At 68.9% G+C, this 20,002-nt stretch carries 19 protein-coding genes; 10 read left to right on the plus strand and 9 right to left on the minus strand.

Translation table 11 applies throughout. From position 1 onward, the window contains the following. Positions 1-131 precede the first annotated feature (131 nt). Positions 132-734: a hypothetical protein gene (locus J3P44_RS06030; RefSeq protein WP_255889351.1), complete on the minus strand. Its 603-nt coding sequence runs from the start codon at positions 732-734 to the stop codon at positions 132-134. Next, a complete protein-coding gene (locus J3P44_RS06035; RefSeq protein WP_255889352.1) occupies positions 731-1,366 on the minus strand; it encodes a GNAT family N-acetyltransferase in 636 nt (211 codons plus the stop codon). The genes J3P44_RS06030 and J3P44_RS06035 overlap by 4 nt, the downstream gene beginning before the upstream one ends. Positions 1,367-1,570: 204 nt before the next feature. Between J3P44_RS06035 and J3P44_RS06040 the strand changes: the two genes are divergently transcribed. Next, on the plus strand, positions 1,571-2,503 hold the full coding sequence (locus J3P44_RS06040; RefSeq protein WP_255889353.1) for a universal stress protein: 933 nt from the start codon (positions 1,571-1,573) through the stop codon (positions 2,501-2,503). 33 nt (positions 2,504-2,536) lie between these two features. Here the strand turns inward: J3P44_RS06040 and J3P44_RS06045 are convergent, their stop codons facing one another. The 5 genes from J3P44_RS06045 to J3P44_RS06065 all read right to left on the minus strand — a co-directional run bounded on the left by J3P44_RS06045 (position 2,537) and on the right by J3P44_RS06065 (position 7,715). After that, positions 2,537-3,961, minus strand: a complete 1,425-nt coding sequence (locus J3P44_RS06045) for a glycosyltransferase (RefSeq protein WP_255889354.1) — start codon at positions 3,959-3,961, stop codon at positions 2,537-2,539. A gap of 82 nt (positions 3,962-4,043) precedes the next feature. Beyond that, the gene (locus J3P44_RS06050) at positions 4,044-4,352 is read right to left on the minus strand and encodes a hypothetical protein (RefSeq protein ID WP_255889355.1); all 309 of its coding nucleotides are present in this window, start codon (positions 4,350-4,352) and stop codon (positions 4,044-4,046) included. 189 nt (positions 4,353-4,541) lie between these two features. Next, positions 4,542-5,483, minus strand: coding sequence for a carbamate kinase (gene arcC, locus J3P44_RS06055; protein WP_255889356.1), 942 nt, complete (start codon positions 5,481-5,483; stop codon positions 4,542-4,544). Position 5,484: 1 nt separating this feature from the next. Beyond that, entirely contained in the window at positions 5,485-6,486 is a 1,002-nt protein-coding gene (gene argF, locus J3P44_RS06060) for an ornithine carbamoyltransferase (RefSeq protein ID WP_255889357.1), read from the minus strand. 5 nt (positions 6,487-6,491) lie between these two features. Further along, positions 6,492-7,715, minus strand: a complete 1,224-nt coding sequence (locus J3P44_RS06065; RefSeq protein WP_255889358.1) for an arginine deiminase — start codon at positions 7,713-7,715, stop codon at positions 6,492-6,494. Positions 7,716-7,938: 223 nt separating this feature from the next. Between J3P44_RS06065 and arcD the strand changes: the two genes are divergently transcribed. From arcD to J3P44_RS06080, 3 genes are all read left to right on the plus strand, one after another. After that, on the plus strand, positions 7,939-9,414 hold the full coding sequence (gene arcD, locus J3P44_RS06070; RefSeq protein ID WP_255889359.1) for an arginine-ornithine antiporter: 1,476 nt from the start codon (positions 7,939-7,941) through the stop codon (positions 9,412-9,414). Between the two features lie 78 nt (positions 9,415-9,492). After that, positions 9,493-9,852: a hypothetical protein gene (locus J3P44_RS06075; protein WP_255889360.1), complete on the plus strand. Its 360-nt coding sequence runs from the start codon at positions 9,493-9,495 to the stop codon at positions 9,850-9,852. Positions 9,853-10,648: 796 nt separating this feature from the next. After that, positions 10,649-11,311 (plus strand): response regulator, encoded by a 663-nt coding sequence (locus J3P44_RS06080; RefSeq protein ID WP_255890005.1) that lies wholly within the window; start codon positions 10,649-10,651, stop codon positions 11,309-11,311. Here the strand turns inward: J3P44_RS06080 and J3P44_RS25765 are convergent. Continuing rightward, a complete protein-coding gene (locus tag J3P44_RS25765) occupies positions 11,205-11,753 on the minus strand; it encodes a dsRBD fold-containing protein (RefSeq protein WP_372496496.1) in 549 nt (182 codons plus the stop codon). The two genes, J3P44_RS06080 and J3P44_RS25765, sit on opposite strands and share 107 nt — an antisense overlap. 187 nt (positions 11,754-11,940) lie before the next feature. Between J3P44_RS25765 and J3P44_RS06085 the strand changes: the two genes are divergently transcribed. Beyond that, positions 11,941-12,684, plus strand: a complete 744-nt coding sequence (locus J3P44_RS06085) for a DUF2238 domain-containing protein (RefSeq protein WP_255889361.1) — start codon at positions 11,941-11,943, stop codon at positions 12,682-12,684. A 66-nt stretch (positions 12,685-12,750) separates the two neighbouring features. Then, the gene (locus J3P44_RS06090; protein WP_255889362.1) at positions 12,751-13,680 is read left to right on the plus strand and encodes a universal stress protein; all 930 of its coding nucleotides are present in this window, start codon (positions 12,751-12,753) and stop codon (positions 13,678-13,680) included. A gap of 24 nt (positions 13,681-13,704) precedes the next feature. Here the strand turns inward: J3P44_RS06090 and J3P44_RS06095 are convergent, their stop codons facing one another. Further along, positions 13,705-13,959 (minus strand): DUF1876 domain-containing protein, encoded by a 255-nt coding sequence (locus J3P44_RS06095; protein ID WP_255889363.1) that lies wholly within the window; start codon positions 13,957-13,959, stop codon positions 13,705-13,707. Positions 13,960-14,181: 222 nt separating this feature from the next. Between J3P44_RS06095 and J3P44_RS06100 the strand changes: the two genes are divergently transcribed. The 4 genes from J3P44_RS06100 (at position 14,182) to J3P44_RS06115 (ending at position 19,977) form a co-directional block, all read left to right on the plus strand. After that, a complete protein-coding gene (locus J3P44_RS06100; protein WP_255889364.1) occupies positions 14,182-15,597 on the plus strand; it encodes an MBL fold metallo-hydrolase RNA specificity domain-containing protein in 1,416 nt (471 codons plus the stop codon). Between the two features lie 80 nt (positions 15,598-15,677). Continuing rightward, on the plus strand, positions 15,678-16,466 hold the full coding sequence (locus tag J3P44_RS06105) for an ABC transporter ATP-binding protein (RefSeq protein ID WP_255889365.1): 789 nt from the start codon (positions 15,678-15,680) through the stop codon (positions 16,464-16,466). 2 nt (positions 16,467-16,468) lie between these two features. After that, on the plus strand, positions 16,469-19,003 hold the full coding sequence (locus J3P44_RS06110) for an ABC transporter permease (RefSeq protein WP_255889366.1): 2,535 nt from the start codon (positions 16,469-16,471) through the stop codon (positions 19,001-19,003). A 107-nt stretch (positions 19,004-19,110) separates the two neighbouring features. Continuing rightward, a complete protein-coding gene (locus J3P44_RS06115) occupies positions 19,111-19,977 on the plus strand; it encodes a universal stress protein (RefSeq protein WP_255889367.1) in 867 nt (288 codons plus the stop codon). The last annotated feature ends 25 nt before the right edge of the window (positions 19,978-20,002 follow it).

Below are 20,002 nucleotides of genomic sequence, written 5' to 3' on the forward strand. Positions count from 1 at the left end.
CAAGAGCAGACCAAGGGCCGAGGCGAGGAGCCGTCCAGCCCACCGTCGCGCGACGTGGCCCCGACCGCTGGGATGGCTGGCTTGCTGGTCGGCCTTCAGATGAGGTGCCGTTGTCAGGATGGGCGTGCCCTTCATCGCTCGTGCTCGCCAAGCCGGGCTTCACCCATGAGAACGTCCAGCTCGCGGATGCGGACGACCGAGAGAGCCGCGGTCAGTGTTCGTGCCAGAGCGTCCGGGTCCCGAACCTGGAGGACCAGTCGCGACATGGGCCGGGTTGCCGCCAGGCACACGTCGATCACCTCGGCTCCTGTGCGGACGTCCCACAGCTCGCGCCCGCCAGCGCCGCCGAACCAGCCCGCCTTGATGATCCCGGGGACCACGGTGCCTAGACGCCGGTGCCACCAACCGCGCAACAGGCTCTCCGGTCGACAGACCCTGACGCTGCGTATCTGCTCGAGTGGGATTCGCACCTCGCGACGCAGGCTCCACAGCACGTCCCAGCGGTGAAATCGCACCGTGAGCTCTCCGGCGACGACCCCCACGTCGATGTCCGGAGGACGGCGTACCGCGGCGAGGAGCACCGTCAGCACGGCGACCGCAGCGCCACCTGCGCCGAGGTCGAGGGCAAGCTCGGCCTCGCCGGTGAGCGCTGACCAGGTCGCGGCTGCCACCAGGATGCCCCCCACGGACGCGAGGACGGCGAGCGATGTCGATCCGGCGGGTCGTCCGGTCATCGTCGACACCTCCTCATCCTGAGAGGGTCGATCAGCGCGGTTGTGAGCCCGACGCGTTCCAGTGAACGGGCCTCGGCGAGGCGCCTGCGCGTCTCGGTGGCACGGCGGGCCGTCTCCGAGGCCTCGGTGCTCAGCTCGTACGTCATGACGCCGGGTTCGATGTTGCGCTCGATCGTGTAGCCGGCATCGCGCAACACCTGGGACATCCTGCTGTTCTCCGGCAGGACGTCCGCGACGAACCGCCGGATCCCCAGCTGCCGACACGCGGCAGCCAGGTTCTCGAGGAGCAGCGTGCCGAGTCCATGTCCCCGCTCAGAACGGGCCACGAGCAGAGCGACCTCGGCCGTGTCGTCAGACATTCGTTCGGCGGTGGCCAGGCCCACGATGTCCCCGGAGACCGTGGCCACCAGGCTCGCGATCGTCGTTGGATCGTGCGCCAGCACGTGGTCGACGTAGTGACGGCCTGCGGTCTTGCTGACCGTGAAGAACCGAAGCCGCTGCGTCTCGGCGTCCATCTCCTCGTGAAGGACGAGAAGCCCGTCCCGGTCAGTGTCCGCCACCGCGCGGATGCGTGCCGGTCGGCCGTCCGACGTGAGCACGTCGAGCGCGGGGGCTTGCTGACCTGGCGTCATGTGTCCATGGTCGATCGGACCCGCGCTTGCTGACAGGGACTTTGTGCCTGAGTAGGGGAGTGAAAGCCCTTGCCTCGTCCGAGAGGGCCGAGCTCTGGGGCCGTTGGTCCCGGCCGCGAGGTTCCTTGTGCCCTGCCCCGGCGCCGCCACCGCGACCACGATGGAGAAGCGAGAGGTACGGCTTCGAGCCAGGAGGTCAGGACGATGACGAACACGAGGAGCGCCACCCGCTCGACGCACGCCGTGGTCGTGGGCGTGGATGGGACAGCTGCCAGCGTCAATGCCGTGCGGTACGCCCGCGGCGAGGCTGCTCGCTGCGGCGTGGGCGTAGAGATCGTCCACGTGGTTCCCACCTACATACCGATGACGCCCGGGTATGCGCTGCCGCCCGAGGACCTCATGGAGGCGGGACGGTCCGTCCTGCGCTCGGTGATGGATCAGCTCGAGCCGTTCGATGCCGTACCGGTCAAGGCGTTCGTCCGGAAGGGTGGCATCGTGGCGACCCTGACGGCGCAGCGCCATGCACAAGCTGTGGTCGTGGGCAGTGATCGTCGCTCCGTGGTCGCACGTCTCCTCACAGGGAACGTGTCGACGCTTGTTGCCGCCAGTGCACCAGTTCCCACAGTCTCGGTGCCAGAGACGTGGCGGCCGGATGAGCCCAAGGGCGTCGTGCTGGTCGGGGTCAAGCATCGCCAACAGTCCGACGAGCTGCTCGCCGAGGCCTTCTCGGTCGCCCATCAGCGAGGAAGCCGCCTCGTGGTGCTGCACGCGTGGAAGATGCCGGCCGGCTACGAGGACCTCATCGCCAACCCCAGGGCCTACGAGGACTGGGACTCGCGCGTTGGCCGCGAGATCGAGGAGATGCTGTCGGCCTGGCGGACGCAGTGTCCCGACGTCGACGTGGAGCTCCGCACGGCGCACGACCAGCCGGCCCATTCGCTGGTGGAAGCGTCCGCCGAGGCCGACGAGGTCGTCCTCGTCCGTCGTGCGCACGGTGCTCCCCCCAGCGTTCACCTCGGTGCGACGGCGAGGAGCGTGCTGATGCACAGCCATTGCCCGGTCCGGATCGTCCCGCCCGGCCACGTGCGCCTGACGCCCGATCTCACGCTGGAGGCGGCCGGCACCCTGCTCAAGTAGGGGCTCAACGGCACCGCCGCGCGGAGTGGGCTCTCACGCCTCGATCATGCTGGCGAACAGCTCGCCGTACTGCAGGAGGTGGCGGTCGCCCAGGAAGCGGTCCAGCACCGTTCGGTGCGCACGCTCTCCCAGTTGCTGCGCCGTCTCGGGGTCGCGCAGCAAGGTGTCGACGCCCTTCACCATGCCGTCGAGGTCGTAGGGGTCATCGAGGAGGAGACCGTTGACTCCGTGGTCGATCTGGTCCTGGATGCCGCCGACCGCGGACGCGACAACGGGGCGGCTCTTCCACATCGGCTCCGTGACCGTGAGCCCGAATCCCTCGACCAGGCTCTTCTGCACCACGACCGATGCATGTCTTTGCAGCGCGTTGACGAGGTGAGCGTTCTCGTCGACGTCGTCCATGGGCAGGGCGGTCAGGTGTATCCGGCGTCGGATGGACGTGTCCATCGACACCCTCAGCTCGAGGCAGGAAGCCAGGACCTCGCCGCCTTCAGGGTCGTCCGTCACGCCTGTCACGTCTGGCCCCGCGAGGACGAGATGAGCGTCGTCAGGGAGTCCCGACAGGTTGTCGGCGAAGCCTCGGAGCACCCCTTCCATGTCCTTGAGGCGGTCCCATCGGCTCACCTGCAGGACGACCCGCGCATCCCCGGGGACGGGTGGACCATCGATGATCAGGCTGTCACGGTGGCGCACGCGTCCATGGCCTTCCCGCCGCCGGTCGAACTCCGTGACGGACGTGGGAGACGACGTGCTCACGAGGCCGGCTACGTGCAAGGTGGTGCTCACGACCTCAGGGTCCAGGTCCGCGTTCTTAGCGCTGAACGGGTCCAGTGATGGAGGTACGACCCACACCAGGTCATCACGCACCCATGCGGGCACGTACTCGCGCCGGGAGAAGATGAACGCGTGGGCCGCCATGATGTACGGCCGCAGGAATGCCCAGCCCAGGTCATGCAGCTCGTTCGCGGTGTCGCGTCCGATGTGACAACGCCAGGCGACGTGTGCGCCGGCAGCCACGAGGCCAGGCACGAGTCCGGCAGTCTGCGGGTCGTGGAGGATCACGATGTCCTGCGGGTGGACACGCTGGAGGAGCTCGTCGAGGTTGCGAGCCAGCACCTGCTCGTAGTGGCTCCGTGCACGGTCATCGAGGCTCCCTTCGTCGCCGGACGAGCCGTGCAGGAAGTTGTGGAGCCTCTTGGTGATGGTGAAGAACTCCGGATCCCCGTCCAGCACCAGCCAGCGCGTGTCGACGCCGGCGCCGCGTCCGTAGGCCACCAGCACCTGCAGCATCTCGGCGACGCCGCCCCCTGTCGCCGTCGCATTGACGTTCCACACGACGCGGCCGCGCAGCTGCTCCTGCGCCCGAAGTGCGGCGGCTTCCAGCCGGCGCGCCCGTTCGGACGCCAGGAGCTGGGCAAGGCGATCCAGACCCACGGGAGCCAGGCGAACCTCGAACATAGGTCCATGTTGCCCGTCAGCTCCCGCAGGCGCATGACCCATTCGTGTCACCGGGCAGCAGTTGAGCTCCAACGACCGTGGCTCAGGCACCCATCACGTGACGATCGACCCAGCGCTCGAGCGTGGGCACGAGGAGCAGCACCATGATGCCGACGACCATGAGGACGTGCACGAAGGCATTCCACGTCGCCGTCCCCACCGGTTCTCCGCCACCCCGGGCGGCGAGCCAGTAGACGATCACCGCGACCAGCCCCACAGCAGCTGATCCGAGCGCCACGGCTTCCCACCGCTCGTACCGGGCGAACAGACCCCACGTCGCGAGGCAGAACATGGCCACCGTCACGAGGGACAGGACCCTCGTGGTGGTCCACAACGTTCCCGAGGTGGACACTCCCTTCCCAGCGAACGCCGGGGTCATCCACAACCATGTGCTCCCTGCAAGGAGCAGGGCGATACCGCCCAGACTTCTGATGGTGAACATCACCCTCACCTCCACCTCCATCCTGTCCACCGCACGGGCGCGCCCGGCAGGGCCCAAAGGCCCTCGTCGTGGGTCCTTGGACGTACGCGGAGATGTGCGCTACGACCCCTCGGCCGGCGGATCCGGGTAGCTCCCCGAGGCGGTGACCACGGTTCCGGCCTCGCCCCGCAGGATCGCGGCGGCGTCCTGGAGCGACCCGATCGCAGCTGCGCCGCCGGTCAGCTCCACGAAGCGGCAGACCGCCTCGACCTTGGGGCCCATCGAGCCGGAGGGGAAGCCGTGGCTGCGCAGCCCGGCGGGTGTGGCCCGGGTGATCGGCGCCTGCTGGGGCGTGCCGTAGTCCGTCATCACGGCCGGCACGTCGGTGAGCACCAGCAGCATGTCGGCGTCCAGGGCCTCGGCGAGGACCGAGCTGGTGAGGTCCTTGTCCACGACCGCCTCGACCCCGCGGAGCCGGCCGCTCTCGTCGCGGATGACTGGCACGCCTCCGCCGCCGGCGCACACGACGACCGCGCCGCTCTCCAGCAGCAGGCGGATCAGCCTGGTCTCGACCACGCGCTGGGGGCGTGGGGACCCGACGACCCGACGCCAGCCCGTGCCGTCGGCCTTGACCGCCCAGCCGCGCTCGGCCGCCAGACGCTGGGCCTCTTCCTGCGTGTACACCTCCCCGACGAACTTGGTGGGATCGTCGAAGGCCGGGTCCGCTGCCTCTACCAGGGTCTGGTTGATGATGGCGGCCACCTGCCGCCCGGGAAGGTGGTTCTGCATCGACTGCAGGAGCCAGTAGCCGATCATCCCCTGTGTCTGCGCCCCGAGGACGTCGAACGGGTAGGGCGTGGTCAGGTGCGGGTCCGAGGCGCTCTGCAGCGCCAGCACTCCGACCTGCGGTCCGTTGCCGTGGGTGAGCACCAGCTCGTGCTCACGTGCGATGGGCGCCAGCGCCGCGACCGCGCGGTCCACGTTCCGTTCCTGCAGCTCGGCGTCCGGTTTCTGGCCCCGTTGCAGGAGGGCGTTGCCTCCCAGGGCCACCACGATGCGCACGTCAGCCTCCTAGCGTGGCGACGAGCACCGCCTTGATGGTGTGCATGCGGTTCTCGGCCTGGTCGAACACGATGGAGTGGCGGGACTCGAACACCTCGTCGGTGACCTCGAGGGCGTCCATGCCGGTCTCCTGGAACAGGTCTTCGCCGACCTTCGTGTGGCGGTCGTGGAAACCGGGCAGGCAGTGCATGAACTTGACCTTGGGATTGCCCGTGGCCTTCACGACGTCCATGGTGACCTGGTAGGGCTTGAGCAGGTTGATGCGTTCGGCCCATGTCTCCTTGGGCTCGCCCATGGACACCCAGACGTCGGTGTAGAGGAAGTCGACACCGGCTACCCCGTTCTCGACGTCCTCGGTGTGCTGGATGCGGGCGCCAGTCTCTTCAGCGATGCGGTGTGCGTCGGCGATGACCTCGGAGTGGTTCCACAGCGACTTCGGGGCGACGATCCGCACGTCCATGCCCATCATCGCTCCCGCCACGAGGAGCGAGTTGCCGACGTTGTTGCGGGCGTCACCGAGGTAGGCGAAGGCGATGTCCTCGTCGTGCTTGCCGGAGTGCTCGCGCATCGTGAGCATGTCGCAGAGCATCTGCGTCGGGTGCCACTCGTCCGTCAGGCCGTTCCACACGGGCACGCCGGCGTAGGTGGCGAGCGTCTCGACGTTGGCCTGTGCCGATCCCCGGTACTCGATGCCGTCGTACATGCGACCCAGGACGCGGGCGGTGTCCTCCATCGACTCCTTGTGTCCGATCTGGGACCCGGCCGGATCGAGGTAGGTGACTCGTGCTCCCTGGTCGAACGCCGCCACCTCGAACGCACACCGCGTGCGGGTCGAGGTCTTCTCGAAGATGAGCGCGATGTTCTTGCGGGTGAGCCGCGGCTGCTCTGAGCCGGCGTACTTGGCGACCTTCAGCTCGGCCGCGAGGTCCAGCAGGAACTTCCATTCCTTGGGGGTGAAGTCCAGCTCCTTGACGAAGCTGCGGTTCCTCAGGTTGAACGCCATGGTGCTCAGATCCCTTCTCGTTCGATCGGACAGGTCATGCAGCGAGGGCCTCCGCGGCCCCGCCCGAGCTCGTTGCCCTGGATGGTGATGACCTCCACGCCGTTCTTGCGGAGGTAGGTGTTGGTGGTGACGTTGCGCTCGTAGGCGACGACGACCCCGGGCCGGACGGCGAGGACGTTGCAGCCGTCGTCCCACTGCTCACGCTCGGCGGACTGCACGTCCTGGGTGGCGGTGAGGATGTTGATCGACGGGAGCCCCATCGCTTCCGCGATGGCCTGGTGCATGTCCTCCGGACGATGTGCGGTCACCTTGAGCTCGTGCTCGTCGTCGCCGGGCTCGATCGTGTACGCCGGGAGCATCCCGAGGCCGTCGTACTTGGTGAACGTGTCCCGGTCGACCATGGTCATCACGGTGTCGAGGTGCATGAAGGCGCGGGCCTTCGGCATGGACAGGGCGACGATCGTGTGCGCGCTGCCGGCGCGGAACAGACGTCTGGCCAGTCGCTCGACACCTTGGGGCGTCGTACGCTCACTCATCCCGATCAGGACGGCCCGGCGGCCGAGGACGAGGATGTCTCCGCCCTCGGTGGTGCCCGCGCCGTTGGCCCTGCCGTCCGCCCACACCTGATGGGCCGATTCGGCGAAGTGGGGGTGCCACCGGTAGATCGCCTCGTAGTGGATGGTCTCGCGCATCCGGGCTCGCTTGCGCATCGCGTTGACCGAGACACCGTCATAGATCCAGGCGGAGGTGTCGCGGGTGAAGAGATGGTTGGGCAGTGGTGGGAGCAGGAGGTCGTCGAGGCCCAGCGCCTGCACCACCACCGACGACGGCTCGGGAACCCGCTCGAGCAGCTCGCGCTTGGTCATGCCCCCGATCAGGTACGTCGTGAGCTCGACGTCGTCCATGGCGGCGAACGCCCGGTGGAGGCTGTCGAGGGCCATCGGGCCGTAGACGCGTTCGTCGAAGGACTCCTCGAGCACGTACTTCTTCGCGTCCGGGATCGCCAGGGTCTGGGTCAGTAGCTGGTCGAGCAGGTGCACCTGCACCCCTTGGTCGCGCAGCGCCTCGGCGAACGCGTCGTGCTCCTGCTTCGCGCGCTGGACCCACAACACGTCGTCGAACAAGTAGTCGTCGTGGTTCGTGGGGGTGAGCCGCTTCAGCTCGAGGTCGGGTCGGTGCAGGATCGCCTGCCTCATCCGGCCCACCTCGGAGTCCACGTGAAGCGTCATGACCTCTCCTTCCGTGAGGGACGTCTCCAGCCTCACGCCTCGAGGTGCCGGGCAAGAGTGCCGAAGGTCCCGGGTCACTGGGCTGATGGCCGTGGTGCCGGCGTGGTGGCGCGGGCCGAAGGACTCACGTCGGCCGGACCAGCGGCCCTGACCCGCGGGTTGTCGGCGGACGAGAGTCGGGAGGGAGGAGATGTCGTCTCCTCGTGAGCCAAGGAGGCACAAGATGAAGCTGGCGATGGACCGCACCCGAGCGGTCCGAGCCCCTGACGACGCGCCCGCAGGTCCTCGGGTAGGACTTGCTCTGCCCGCACTGACCGCACTGGTCGTGGGCTCGATGATCGGAAGCGGCATCTTCGCCCTTCCCTCCCAGATGGCCGGCAGCGCTGCTGCCGGTCCCTTGCTGATCGGCTGGGTCATCACCGGCGTCGGCATGCTGATGCTGGCGTTCGTCTTCCAGTCGCTGGCGCAGCGCAAGCCGGAGGTCGACGGCGGTGTCTACGGCTACGCCAAGGAAGGTTTCGGCGAGTACGTCGGCTTCACCTCGGCCTGGGGCTACTGGATCAGCGCCTGGGTCGGCAACGTGGCCTACCTCGTGCTGCTGATGTCCACCCTGGGCTACTGGTTCCCCAGCTTCGAGGGCGGGACCACCGTTGCTGCGATCGCGGGCGCCTCGGTGCTCCTGTGGGTCGTGCACGCGCTGACGCTCAGCGGTGTCCGCAACGCCGCTTTCGCCAACGCGGTCGTGACCGTGGCCAAGGTCGTGCCGATCCTGACCTTCATCGCGATCGCCGCAGTCGGCTTCCGCGCGGGCCTCTTCACGACGGACTTCTGGGGTGCCGACGCCGGACTCGGTGGGACGATGGACCAGGTCAAGAACATGATGCTGGTCACCGTCTGGGTGTTCATCGGCATCGAGGGTGCGGCGGTCTACTCGCAACGGGCCCGCAGTCGCAGAGACGTCGGACGGGCGACCGTCCTCGGCTTCCTCGTCGTGCTCGGCCTCCTGCTCGCCGTCAACCTGCTGTCCTACGGCCTGATGGCACAGGCCGACATCGCCGGGTTGTCCGACCCCTCCATGGCCGGACTCCTCGAGAACGAGGTCGGCGAATGGGGTGCCGGGTTCATCTCTGCCGGGCTGGTCATCTCGCTGTTGGGGGCCTTGCTCGCCTGGGTGCTGCTGGCGGTCGAGATCCTGCGCCTTCCGGCGCTGGACCACGTGCTTCCGGCGGCCTTGGCCAAGGAGAACCGACACGGTGCTCCGGCCACGGCGCTGTGGCTCACCAACGTCTGCGTCCAAGCCCTGCTGCTGTGGACATTGGTCAACGAGAACACGTACACGGACCTCGTCTACCTGGCCACCTCGCTGATCCTGCTGCCCTACCTGTGGTCGGCGGCCTACCAGCTCAAGCTGGCGGTGACGGGGGAGAGCTACGCCGGAGGGCACGGACGTACGCGCGACCTCACCATCGGTGTGCTGAGCCTCGCGTATGCCGTGTGGCTGGTCTACGCCGGCGGCTGGCAGTACGTCCTCATCGCCGGCCTGTTCTACCTGATCGGCACCTCGCTCTTCGTCTGGGCCCGCAAGGAGAGCGGCAGGTCCGTCTTCACCGGGACCGTCGAGAAAGCCATGGTTGCCGTCGTCGCGCTGGTGTCCATCGTGGCTGTCATCGGCCTCGTCCAGGGGTTCGTGTCGGTCTGACCACCGTCGCGAACAGTTCGATGCCGGAGCCGGTCACCCAGGACCGGCTCCGGCCATGTCGTCACTCAGGAGGTTGTCATGACTGCCACCCACCACCCAGTCCCACTCGCCGGCGCGTCCACCCGCCGCGCCTGGTGGTCACTCCTGGGGTTCGTGCCGAGCTTCGCGCTGGCGTTCCTCGTCGGCGAGGGGCTCATCTCCGCGCTCGGCTACCCCGTCGGCGGCGAGGAGCAGGCACCGTGGTGGGCCGCTCTCATCGCCGCCACTCCGGCCCTGCTCGTGTTCGTCCTTCCAGCCGCGGCGGCGACCTACTTCGGGATGCGGGCGATGCGGCTGGGAGACGGCAGGGGCCGTCTCCCCACGACGGTGGCACTCATCGTGGCCGCGGGGTTCGTCCTCATCAACGCAATCTCTGCACTCGTCACCTGGCTCGCCTGAGCGGTACGAGCTCTGGGCCGGACCCGGGACGATGGTTCTTGCTGTCTCGGGACCTTCGTCCCTTGGCTCGCCCATAGGGCTCGACTGCTATGGAGCATGCACCGGGGTCGAAGCCACCCGGGTGTCCTGTCAGGGAGGCGTTGCCGGCCGTACGCCGTGCCGGTCTTTTCCACCGGGGGGGGGTTGGCAGGACACCTGGGTCCTCCGGAGAACCACGACGCACTCATCACACAGGAGTGAGACCGATGAGCACCAGCGCCCAAAGCGGGAGAGATGCGCGGGTCGGAGCAGGATGGAGGCGTCCCGCCAAGACCTGAACCGAGCTCGCCGTCGCCGGGACAGGCCTCGATCGCCCGGTCGTCCGTGCCAGCCATGGGTCAGGAGTAGTGCATGTCCGGCTGCTGGCAGGCTCCCGGGGCTGCGACATGACTCATCCCGGAACGGAGACGAATCGGGCTCTGCGCGACGCTGCAGCGCGCTTGGTGGAGGAGTGGAGCGAGCTGCCGGCTGGTTCCGTCCTGCGCTCCTTCTCCCGATCGGTATGCACAGCTCTCCTCAACGGGTGCCCGCCAGACCACGTGGCCCGCGAGGCGGAGCTCAGGACGAGGGAGTGGCTCGCCCGCCGTCACGGCGACCCACTGCCACGCGCCCGGCCGGGTCACGACCGGAGCGCACCGCCGGTGCCACGTCCTCGTGCTGCCACGACCAGAAAAGGGGCCGAATGACCCGGGGGTGACGGGGACGTGTGCCCGGACGTTCGACCGCAGTCCGGCGTAGCGTGACAGACATGTGGGAGATGCCTCCACGCTCGTCGACCGGGGAAGACCCCATCAGGGTCTTCCTCCTGGACGACCACGAGCTCGTCCGGCGAGGCATTCGGAATCTCCTCGAGGAGGAGGAGGACATCGAGATCGTCGGTGAGGCAGGACTCGCCGCCGATGCGGTGGCACGTATACCTCCGTTGCGCACCCAGGTGGCCATCCTGGATGGCCGGTTGCCAGACGGGTCCGGGATCGAGGTGTGCCGCCAGATCCGGTCGGTCGATCCCGCCATCGCCGCGCTCGTCCTGACCACCTACGACGATGACGAGGCCCTGTTCGCCGCGATCATGGCGGGCGCCGCTGGCTATGTGCTCAAGCAGGTGCGCGGTGGCGATCTCGTCACGGCGGTGCGCCGCGTTGCCGCGGGTCAGTCCATGCTGGACCCGGCAGTGACGGCCCGGGTTCTGGACCGTCTGAGAACCGGCTCGCTCAAGGACCCACTGGCACAGCGGCTCACACCCAAGGAGGAGCAGATCCTGCGACTCGTCGCGGAGGGCCTGACGAACCGGCAGATCTCCACACGCCTGTCGCTCACGGAGAAGACCGTGAAGAACTACGTGTCAGCACTGCTGGGCAAGCTCGGCGTGCAGAGCCGCACCCAAGCTGCCGTTCTGGCCGCACGCCGTCTCCCGTCCTGAGGGACGGCTTGCGAGTACTTGCGAGTACCAGGGTGAGCTCCGGGTAGGTTCCTCCACCGTCGCCTGCCGCCCCCGAAGGGGTGCACGGGAGACGACCTGCAGGCGTCCTACGCCGCGGGGGTGCTGACGGTATCCGTGCCGACGGACGGGCACGTCGGTGCGTCGTCCCGCGCGGGCTGACCGTCGGTGAGCGATCGAGAAGGTCATAGGCAAGGCCCGTCAAGGCGCGGAAGACCGCAATGTCCTCGGCGAGCTCTGGTGAAGAAGGGTTGTGCGGCTGCGGTCGGGCGGTCCCCTCGTGGCGCAGCTCGCGGCCACTGTCGGTCCGAAGGACTGCCTCGGCCCGCACGACGCCGTCGCGCTCCTGGAGGCGTACCTGCAGGTCCCAGCTCTTGGTGACCATCTCCGCCTCCTCCATCTCCGCAGCACGCCGCGGGTCCATGCGGCGTCTTGTGCCTCCAGAGTGCTCTTGCGTGCGCCGTTCCGCTGCAGGCGGGCGTCACGTCTCGGTGGTCCTAGGTCTTGTGTCGGCACTGACCTTCGTCCCTACGCGTCGCGGCGTCCGTTCGAGAGGATCGAGGCAGAGGCTGGAATGAGCCCCTTGCAGCGCCCCGACAGGAGGTGCCCCCGTGGCACAGGCAGGCGCACGCGGCGGCCAACGCGGCGAGCGCGAGGCCCTTCGCGTCCTGCCCTGGGTGGCCGTCCTGGATCTGGCGGCCAAGGTGCTGCTGCTCCTGGCAGTCGTCCAGGTCGGCCTCGACCCCGCGTGGGGCAACCTCGAGGGGAAGTCACCCGGGACACGGGCGATGACCTACCCGTTGCTGGCTTTGGTGGTGCCGGCGGCACAGCTGTGGCGCCAGCAGGGCCGGTATCCGTGGACCACGGACCTGCTGGTCACCCTCCCCGCCTTCTCCGACATCCTTGGGAACCGGCTGGACCTGTACGACCAGGTCTCCTGGTTCGACGACTTCATGCACGCCTTCAACACGGGCGTGCTGGGCATCGCAGTGGTGCTCGTCTGTGGAGCCGGCGGGGCCACGGTTGCCCGTCGGGTCGTGCTCGCCGTCGCCTCGGCGATGACCCTGTCCTTGGGGTGGGAGGTGTGGGAGTACTACGCCTTCCTGGCCAGGTCCGGCGAGGCCGGCACGGCCTACGCAGACACGGTGTGGGACTTGGCGCTGGGCTGGCTCGGTGCCGTCACCGGTGCGGTGCTGATGGGCATCGGACGGTCGAACGCGACTGGCGCGGGGTCTCAGCAGGCCGACCACGTGCGCGGAGACGACCGGCCGCTGACGCCGGAGCATGCAACGGGCGTGTTCGCCGTGGTGCCGAGTGCCGACCGGTCCCACCTGTCCCGGGACCTCCGACCCTAGGCCGAGGACGCTCGAGAGCGGATTGTGGAATCGGCAGCGACTGCCGCCACGCAGGAGGAGGTCACCATGGACATCATCGCTCAAGGCGCCATCGTCGTCGGCGTCACCGGGCCAGGACGAGAGACTGCGGCCCTGCTCTTCGCTGCCGAGTGCGCTCGACGCGAGAACGTGGAGGTCGTCCTCGTGCACGCGTTCGGTGCGGAGCTGCCGCCCCCTCCGCCCAGTGTCCTGATCACCTACGCGGAGGCGCGGGACGTCGCCGAGTGGGTCGTCAAGGAAGTGGAGCAGGAGTTCGAGGAGCTGACCGGCGGCTCCCCGGCGTTCCGGACTGCAGCACTCGTCGGCGCGCCGAAGCACGTGCTGGTGGAGCTCAGCCGGGAAGCCCGCTTGATCGTCCTCCAGCATCGGGACTCCCACTGGTTGGGCCGCCTGTTCGTCGGTTCGACCGCCAACGGCGTCGCATCGCACAGCGACTGCCCGGTGGTCTCGGTGCCTACCGGGTGGGAGCCTGACAAGGCAGGGGGCGAGGTGGTGGTCGGCGTGCACGAGGGAGGCGCCCCCCGCCAGCTGCTCGAAGCGGCCTTCGACTGGGCCGCGGCCACCGGCGCGCCCGTCCGGGTCGTGCACGCCTGGCATCTCGACGCCGCCTACGACGACATCATCACCGACCGGGTGGCCACCGCGTGGCGGGACGGCCAGAGGCAGGAGCTCCAAGCAGCAACGAGCGGCTTCCGCGACAGTCATCCGACCGTGTCAGTCGAGCTGGAGGTGCGACACCAGTGGCCCGCGCAGGTGCTCGTCGACGACTCCCAGGTCGCGTCACTCGTCGTCGTCGGCCGGCACGCCGGACACGGCCGCCTCCTCGAGCACCTGGGATCTGTGGCACGTACGGTGCTACGCGAGGCGAAGAGCCCCGTCATGGTCGTTCCGGTCCGTACGTCCCACGAGACCGAGGACTGGGGACTCGTCGCCGACGAGCTGTCTCCCCAGACCTGACCTCTGGGTGGCGTCCGAGGACGCTCAACTGCCGGAGGGGTCGTTCGCGGCGATGTCGGCGAGCGCTGCATCCAGGAGGTCGTGACCGAGCCCCGACAGGGCGCGGCACACCGCGAGCTCGTCGCCGATCTCGGGGACGTCGCGATCACCGGGGTGGCGTCGGGCCAGTCCCTCGTGGCGCAGCTCAGGGCCGACGTCAGTGCGAAGGACAGCCTCGGCGCGGGTACGCCCCTCCTCCTCGAACAGGTTGATCGCGACGTGCCAGGTTCGCGTGTGCATGGTGTCTCCTCGCTTCGATGGTCGTCTTCGATGGTCGTGGTGGCCCGCGTGCCCAGCACCGGACGTCTGCTCGTCATGATGCGCGTCCCCTGGGGCGGACCGCAGCAGTCGATCGGCCCTCCGAGCGGGGACCTTGTGCCTGTCGGCGTCGGCCCAAGGGCCTCTGACGGCATACCTCCCCGAGGCCGAGACTCAGGAGTGAAGTGGACGAGGAGGTCCGTGATGGTCAACCAGGCTGTGGGACAGCCCAGACGCCACGAGCGCCCGGTGATGACGTTCCTGGGGGCGGTGGGGACAGTCACGGGGAGCCGGTTCCTCCTGGACGGTCCGGCATGCCGGGTGCTCGTGGACGCCGGCCTCTACCAGGGGCTCAAGTCCCTCCGACGACGCAACTGGGACCCGTTCCCGGTGGATCCTCACACGCTCGACCACGTGCTCCTGACCCACGCCCACCTGGACCACACGGGCTACCTGCCTCGATTGGCGCGCGACGGCTTCTCCGGGCGGGTGTCGTGCACTCGCGAGACCGCCGATCTGTCGGCCATCGTCCTCAGGGACAGCGCGCACCTGCAGGAGGAGGATGCGCGGTATGCCAACGACGCGGGCTTCTCGCGGCATGACCCCGCTCTTCCGCTCTACGACAACAAGGACGTGGAGCGGGCTCTCGGTCTAATGACCTGCGCAGACTTCGACAGGGCGGTGGAGCTCGCCCCCGGCGTCGCCGCCACCTTCCGACCTGCGGGCCACATCCTCGGCTCGGCGACGATCGGCGTTCAGATGGGGGAGCACCGGGTGCTCTTCAGCGGCGATCTCGGGCGTGCGCACCACCCTCTGCTGCGACCGCCCGCCGATCCGCCCCCGTCCGACACCATCGTGGTCGAGTCGACGTACGGAGACCGCAGGCACCCTCCGGCGGATCCCCAGCTGCTCGCCGACGCCATCTGTCGAACGGTGGAGCGGCGAGGCAGCGTGCTGATCCCGGCGTTCGCGGTCGACCGCACCGAGCTGGTCCTGTTGGAGCTCAGGCGCCTCAGGGAGCAGGGATCCATCCCTGACATCCCTGTCTTCGTCGACAGCCCCATGGCGCTGGCGGCCCTCGACGTGTACCGGAGCGCCGCCGCTCGCGGCGGCTCCCAGTTCCGCAGGGAGGCACGTGACCTGATGGCCGGGCTGGGCGTACGCGGGGTCCAGGCCGCGCGCGACGTAGCGGCCTCCGAACGGCTCAACAGGCCGCGTACCCCCAGCATCATCATCTCCGCGTCCGGGATGGCCACGGGTGGACGAGTCGTCCACCACCTCGCTCACCAGCTGCCGGATCGTCGCAACACGGTCGTCATCACCGGCTTCCAGGCGGACGGGACACGCGGGCGCCAGCTCCTGGAGGGTGCACGGCAGGTGAAGATCCACGGCCGCTACGTCCCCGTGCGCGCCGAGATCGTCGACGTACCGGACTTCTCGGTGCACTCCGACGCCGACGAGACCATCCAATGGCTGAGCCGAGCCCCCCGTCCGCCCAGCACCGTCTACGTCGTCCACGGTGAGCCCGCTTCAGCCGATGCGCTCGCCTCGAGGATCTCCGCCGAGCTGGGGTGGCTGGCGGTCGTCCCGTCGTACGGAGAACGCGTCCTGCTCGACTGACGGCGAGGGGCGTCGTTGGTCCCGCGGGAGAGGGGACTTCGCCTCTGCGCACCGGCCTGCTCGGGCGGCAGGGTTGAGGCATGACCACGGAATCAGTCCGATCGGCGCTCCCGGCTGCCCTCACCGAGGTGAGCAGCGGTCGCACGGAGCTGGCCGCCAGCACCCGCCACGCCTGCAAGATCTATGGCTCGGGCGACACCGCAGTGACTGCCCTCGACGACGTCAGCCTCGAGCTCCCGCCGGGCCGGTTCACCGCCATCATGGGTCCCTCAGGGTCCGGCAAGTCAACGCTCATGCACTGCCTGGCCGGCCTCGACACCTTGACCAGCGGTCAGGCACTCATCGGCGGGACCGACCTGGCCTCTCTGACGGAGAAGCAGCGAACCATCCTGCGACGCGACCGCCTCGGCTTCGTCTTCCAGTCCTTCAACCTGTTATCCACGCTCACTGCCGAGGAGAACATCACGCTGCCGGCCGACCTGGCCGGGCGCGACCCGGATCCCGCCTGGCTGGAGACAGTCGTCACGAAGCTCAACATCGCCGACCGAATGGCGCACCGGCCGTCCGAGCTGTCCGGTGGTCAGCAGCAGCGCGTCGCTGTGGCGCGCGCACTGATCTCCCAGCCCGACGTGGTCTTCGCCGACGAGCCGACGGGTGCGCTCGACTCGAGGGCCAGCACCGAGCTGCTGCGATTCCTCCGGTCCGTCGTCGACGACCTCGGGCAGACGGTCGTGATGGTGACCCACGATCCCGGGGCCGCGGCGTACGCCGACCGCGTCGTGTTCCTGGCTGACGGTGCCATCGTCGACGAGCTGGACGACCCGAGCAAGGAACGCGTCCTCGCCATCATGGGTCGGCTGGGTGGCTGACGATGCTCAGGGTCTCGCTCCGCAACCTGCTGGTCAGCAAGCTGCGCCTCTTCCTGACGATCATGGCCGTCACCGTCGGTGTCACCTTCGTGTCAGGCACGTTCGTGCTCTCCGACACGATGGTGAAGGCCTTCGGCGAGCTCTACGCCGGCCTGACGTCCGGCACCGACGTCGTGGTGAGGTCCGAGGCCGCCTACGCCGCCGACCTCGCGGCGACTGGCGGACAGGTCCGCCCGCTCGACGAGAGCCTGGTGGCGAAGGTGGGCGAGGTTCCGGGGGTCGCCGTGGCAGAGGGATCGGTCTTCGGCTTCGCGCTCGTCCTGGACGAGGACGGTGAGCCGATGCAGCCCGGTGGTGCTCCTACGCTGGGAACGAGCCTGACCGACGACCCCCGTCTGGCCGGAGCGGCCACCTTCCGCAAGGGCCGTACGCCGTCCGGGATCCACGAGATGGCGCTCGACGCCCGCACCGTCAAGCAGGCCGGCTACGAGATCGGTGACTCGGTCGACGTCGTGCTCAGGGATGGTCGGCGGTCGTTCTGGCTGGTGGGGATCATCGGCTTCGGCGAGACCGACAGCCTGCTGGGTGCCACGCTCGCGGGTTTCGACCTCCCCACGGCACAGAAGGTGCTCGGCAAGGTCGGTGTCGTCGACGAGGTGGACGTCATGGCCGAGGGCGGCGTGTCGGCGAGCGAGCTGCGCGACCGGGTCGCGGAGATCCTCCCCGAGGATGTCGAGGTGCTGACGGGCGAGCAGGTGGCCGAGGACGGCACGGCGTCCGTGCGCGACTCGATGGGCGCCTTCACCACGATCATGCTCGTGTTCGCCGGCGTCTCCGTCGTGGTCGGCTCCTTCGTCATCTGGAACACGTTCAACGTGCTGGTCGCCCAGCGCCGGCGGGAGGTCGCGCTGCTCCGCGCAGTGGGAGCGACCCGGCGCCAGGTGCTGAAGGGTGTCCTCCTCGAGGCGGCCGCCATCGGTCTGGTGTCGGGTGCCATCGGGTTGGCGCTCGGGGTCGCGCTGGCGGCAGGCATCCGCTCGCTGCTCGAGCTGATCGGCGTGGAGATGCCGACCACGTCGCCCGCCGTGGAGCCTCGAACGGTGATGGCTGCGCTGGCCGTCGGGTTGCTGGTCACCCTGGTCGCCGCGATCGCTCCGGCGTGGGCGGCCACGAGGGTGTCTCCCATGGAGGCCCTGCGCAACGCCGTGCCGGCCGGTGGCCCGGTCTCGCGTGCTCGGCGTCTTGCCGGATGGGGCGTCATCGGCGCCGGCATCGCGGCGCTCGCCGTCTGCGCGGTCGTCGGCAACCAACGGTGGGCGACCGTGTTCGCCACCTTGATCACCTTCGTGGGGCTGGTCGTTGCCGGTCCGACGCTGACGCGGGGGATGGCGCGCCTCGCCGACCACGGACCGCGGGGCGGGGGCTGGCGGTTGGCGGCCCGCAACATCGCCCGCAACTCGCGGCGCGCTGCGGCGTCTGCGCTCGCACTCACCATCGGCCTGACGGTGGTGGCCGCGGTGACGGTGACCGCGACGTCGCTCAAGGAGTCGGTCTCGGAGGCCGTCAGTGGCGGCAACCGGTCGGACCTCATCCTCGAGCCGGCTGGAGCCGGGCTGGGGATCAGTCCCTCCGTCGCGGACGTCCTGCGTGCCCGAAAGGACGTGGCTGACGTCGTGGAGCTCCGCGAGAGTGCTGCGCAGGTCGACGGCCGGTCCGCCTTGGTGACCGCGATGGACACCGACGGGCTGGATCGCGTCATCGACCTCGGCATCCAGGGCGGGAGCCTCGATGCGCTCGAGCCGGGGAGCATCTTGATCAGCACAACTGCCGCTGAGGACCTCGGCGTCCGTGTCGGCGACACGGTCACCGTCACGTTCCCGGAGACCGGGGACATCGCCCTCACCATCGGCGGCACGTTCAACAAGGGCAGTCTGATCAACACCAACTACCTGATGACGATCCCCGACTTCACGGCCAACGTGACCGCGCCGCTCGACGGCGCGATCCTGATGAACAGCACGTCAGGCACAGACCCCGCCCAGGCCAAGGCCGCGATCGAGGCAGCGCTCGTCGACTACCCCAACGTCACCGTCAACGACCCGTCGGACATCACGCAGAAGGCACAGGACTCGGTCGACCAGCTGCTGGGCATCGTGACAGCGATGCTGCTGCTGGCCATCGTGGTGGCGATCCTCGGCATCGTGAACACGCTGGTGCTCTCCGTCGTCGAGCGGACGCGCGAGCTCGGCCTCCTGCGGGCGGTGGGTGGGACCCGCCGGCAGGTGAGGACGGTCGTACGCCGCGAGTCCGTCCTGATCTCGCTGCTGGGAGCCGTCACGGGCATCGCGCTCGGCCTCGTCACCGGCATCGCCTTGAGCCGGTCCCTGGTCGCCGAGGGAGTCTCCACGCTTGCCGTGCCCACGCTGTCGCTCCTCACCTACCTCGTGATCGCTGCCGCCGTGGGCGTGCTCGCCGCGATCGGACCCGCTCGGCGTGCCAGCAAGGTCGACATCCTGCGCGCCATCGCATCCGAGTAGACGGATAGCCCGAAGGGGCGGAGAGCCCCTTCTGCGCGCAGGCGCCGCGACAGTGCGGCGGGACCCAGACCTTGTGCCCGGTGGAGGCCGCGCACACAGTGGACGACATGGGTGTCCGGGAGCAGGCAGCGGGCGCAGTGGTGGTGGCCGTCGATGGATCAGCTGCCAGCGTCGCTGCGCTCCACTGGGCCGCGGACCAAGCGGTCCTCACCCGTCGGCCACTGACCATCATCCATGCTGCCCCCGACAGGAACATCGCGACAGGCATCGCCTCCGAGACCCTCGCGACCGCCGTGCCTGCTGATGGGTTCCACGTCGTGGCGCAGGCCTGCGCTGTGGTCGAGGAGCGACACCATCTGCCTCAGATCCGGTCAGGGGTCGTACGGGGGGATCCACGCACGGTGCTCCTCGACGTCTCCGAGCACGCGTACCTCCTGGTCGTCGGATCTCGTGGGCGCGGACCGGTCAAGAGCCTGTTGCTGGGCTCTGTCGGGGTCGCTCTGGCGCAGCACGCCAGGTGCCCCGTCGTCGTACGCCGTCCTCACGAGGCCGACGCCGGCGGTCGCGGAATCCTGGTCGGCACCGACGGCGTACGGCACTCGGAACCAGCCGTCGACTGGGCCTATCGCCAAGCCGCCCTCAGAGAGATGCCGCTGACTCTCGTCCGCACGTTCGCCGACGGTCCATCTGTCGGAAGCATCTCCGCGGACGAGCCCGGTCACGAGGTTCTCTGGGCACAGCTGAACGCCGTTGCGCAGCAGTTCGGTCGCCGCCACCCGTCCGTCGAGGTGTCACTCCGGCTGGAACGGGGACTCCCAGGCGAGGCGCTCGCGCATGCGGCGGCCCACATGGACACCGTCGTGGTGGGCACCCACGTCAGACGATCAGTGCTCCGAGTCCTCGACCCCGATGTGACCACGAGGCTCGTCGAGACAGCGCCCTGCTGCGTCGCTGTCGTGCCTCCGCCCCTCTGAGGTCCTCGGCATCACCTCCGCAGGT

The organism is Nocardioides astragali, from assembly GCF_024436375.1.
GTDB classification, from domain to species: Bacteria; Actinomycetota; Actinomycetes; order Propionibacteriales; family Nocardioidaceae; genus Nocardioides; species Nocardioides astragali.

Coding starts and splice junctions, on each gene's coding strand:
- J3P44_RS06030 (WP_255889351.1), bottom strand. CDS start 734: ATGACCGGACGACCCGCCGGATCGACATCGCTCGCCGTCCTCGCGTCC.
- J3P44_RS06035 (WP_255889352.1), bottom strand. CDS start 1,366: ATGACGCCAGGTCAGCAAGCCCCCGCGCTCGACGTGCTCACGTCGGAC.
- J3P44_RS06040 (WP_255889353.1), top strand. CDS start 1,571: ATGACGAACACGAGGAGCGCCACCCGCTCGACGCACGCCGTGGTCGTG.
- J3P44_RS06045 (WP_255889354.1), bottom strand. CDS start 3,961: ATGTTCGAGGTTCGCCTGGCTCCCGTGGGTCTGGATCGCCTTGCCCAG.
- argF (WP_255889357.1), bottom strand. CDS start 6,486: ATGGCGTTCAACCTGAGGAACCGCAGCTTCGTCAAGGAGCTGGACTTC.
- J3P44_RS06065 (WP_255889358.1), bottom strand. CDS start 7,715: ATGACGCTTCACGTGGACTCCGAGGTGGGCCGGATGAGGCAGGCGATC.
- arcD (WP_255889359.1), top strand. CDS start 7,939: ATGAAGCTGGCGATGGACCGCACCCGAGCGGTCCGAGCCCCTGACGAC.
- J3P44_RS06075 (WP_255889360.1), top strand. CDS start 9,493: ATGACTGCCACCCACCACCCAGTCCCACTCGCCGGCGCGTCCACCCGC.
- J3P44_RS06080 (WP_255890005.1), top strand. CDS start 10,649: ATGCCTCCACGCTCGTCGACCGGGGAAGACCCCATCAGGGTCTTCCTC.
- J3P44_RS25765 (WP_372496496.1), bottom strand. CDS start 11,753: ATGGACCCGCGGCGTGCTGCGGAGATGGAGGAGGCGGAGATGGTCACC.
- J3P44_RS06090 (WP_255889362.1), top strand. CDS start 12,751: ATGGACATCATCGCTCAAGGCGCCATCGTCGTCGGCGTCACCGGGCCA.
- J3P44_RS06095 (WP_255889363.1), bottom strand. CDS start 13,959: ATGCACACGCGAACCTGGCACGTCGCGATCAACCTGTTCGAGGAGGAG.
- J3P44_RS06100 (WP_255889364.1), top strand. CDS start 14,182: ATGGTCAACCAGGCTGTGGGACAGCCCAGACGCCACGAGCGCCCGGTG.
- J3P44_RS06105 (WP_255889365.1), top strand. CDS start 15,678: ATGACCACGGAATCAGTCCGATCGGCGCTCCCGGCTGCCCTCACCGAG.
- J3P44_RS06110 (WP_255889366.1), top strand. CDS start 16,469: ATGCTCAGGGTCTCGCTCCGCAACCTGCTGGTCAGCAAGCTGCGCCTC.
- J3P44_RS06115 (WP_255889367.1), top strand. CDS start 19,111: ATGGGTGTCCGGGAGCAGGCAGCGGGCGCAGTGGTGGTGGCCGTCGAT.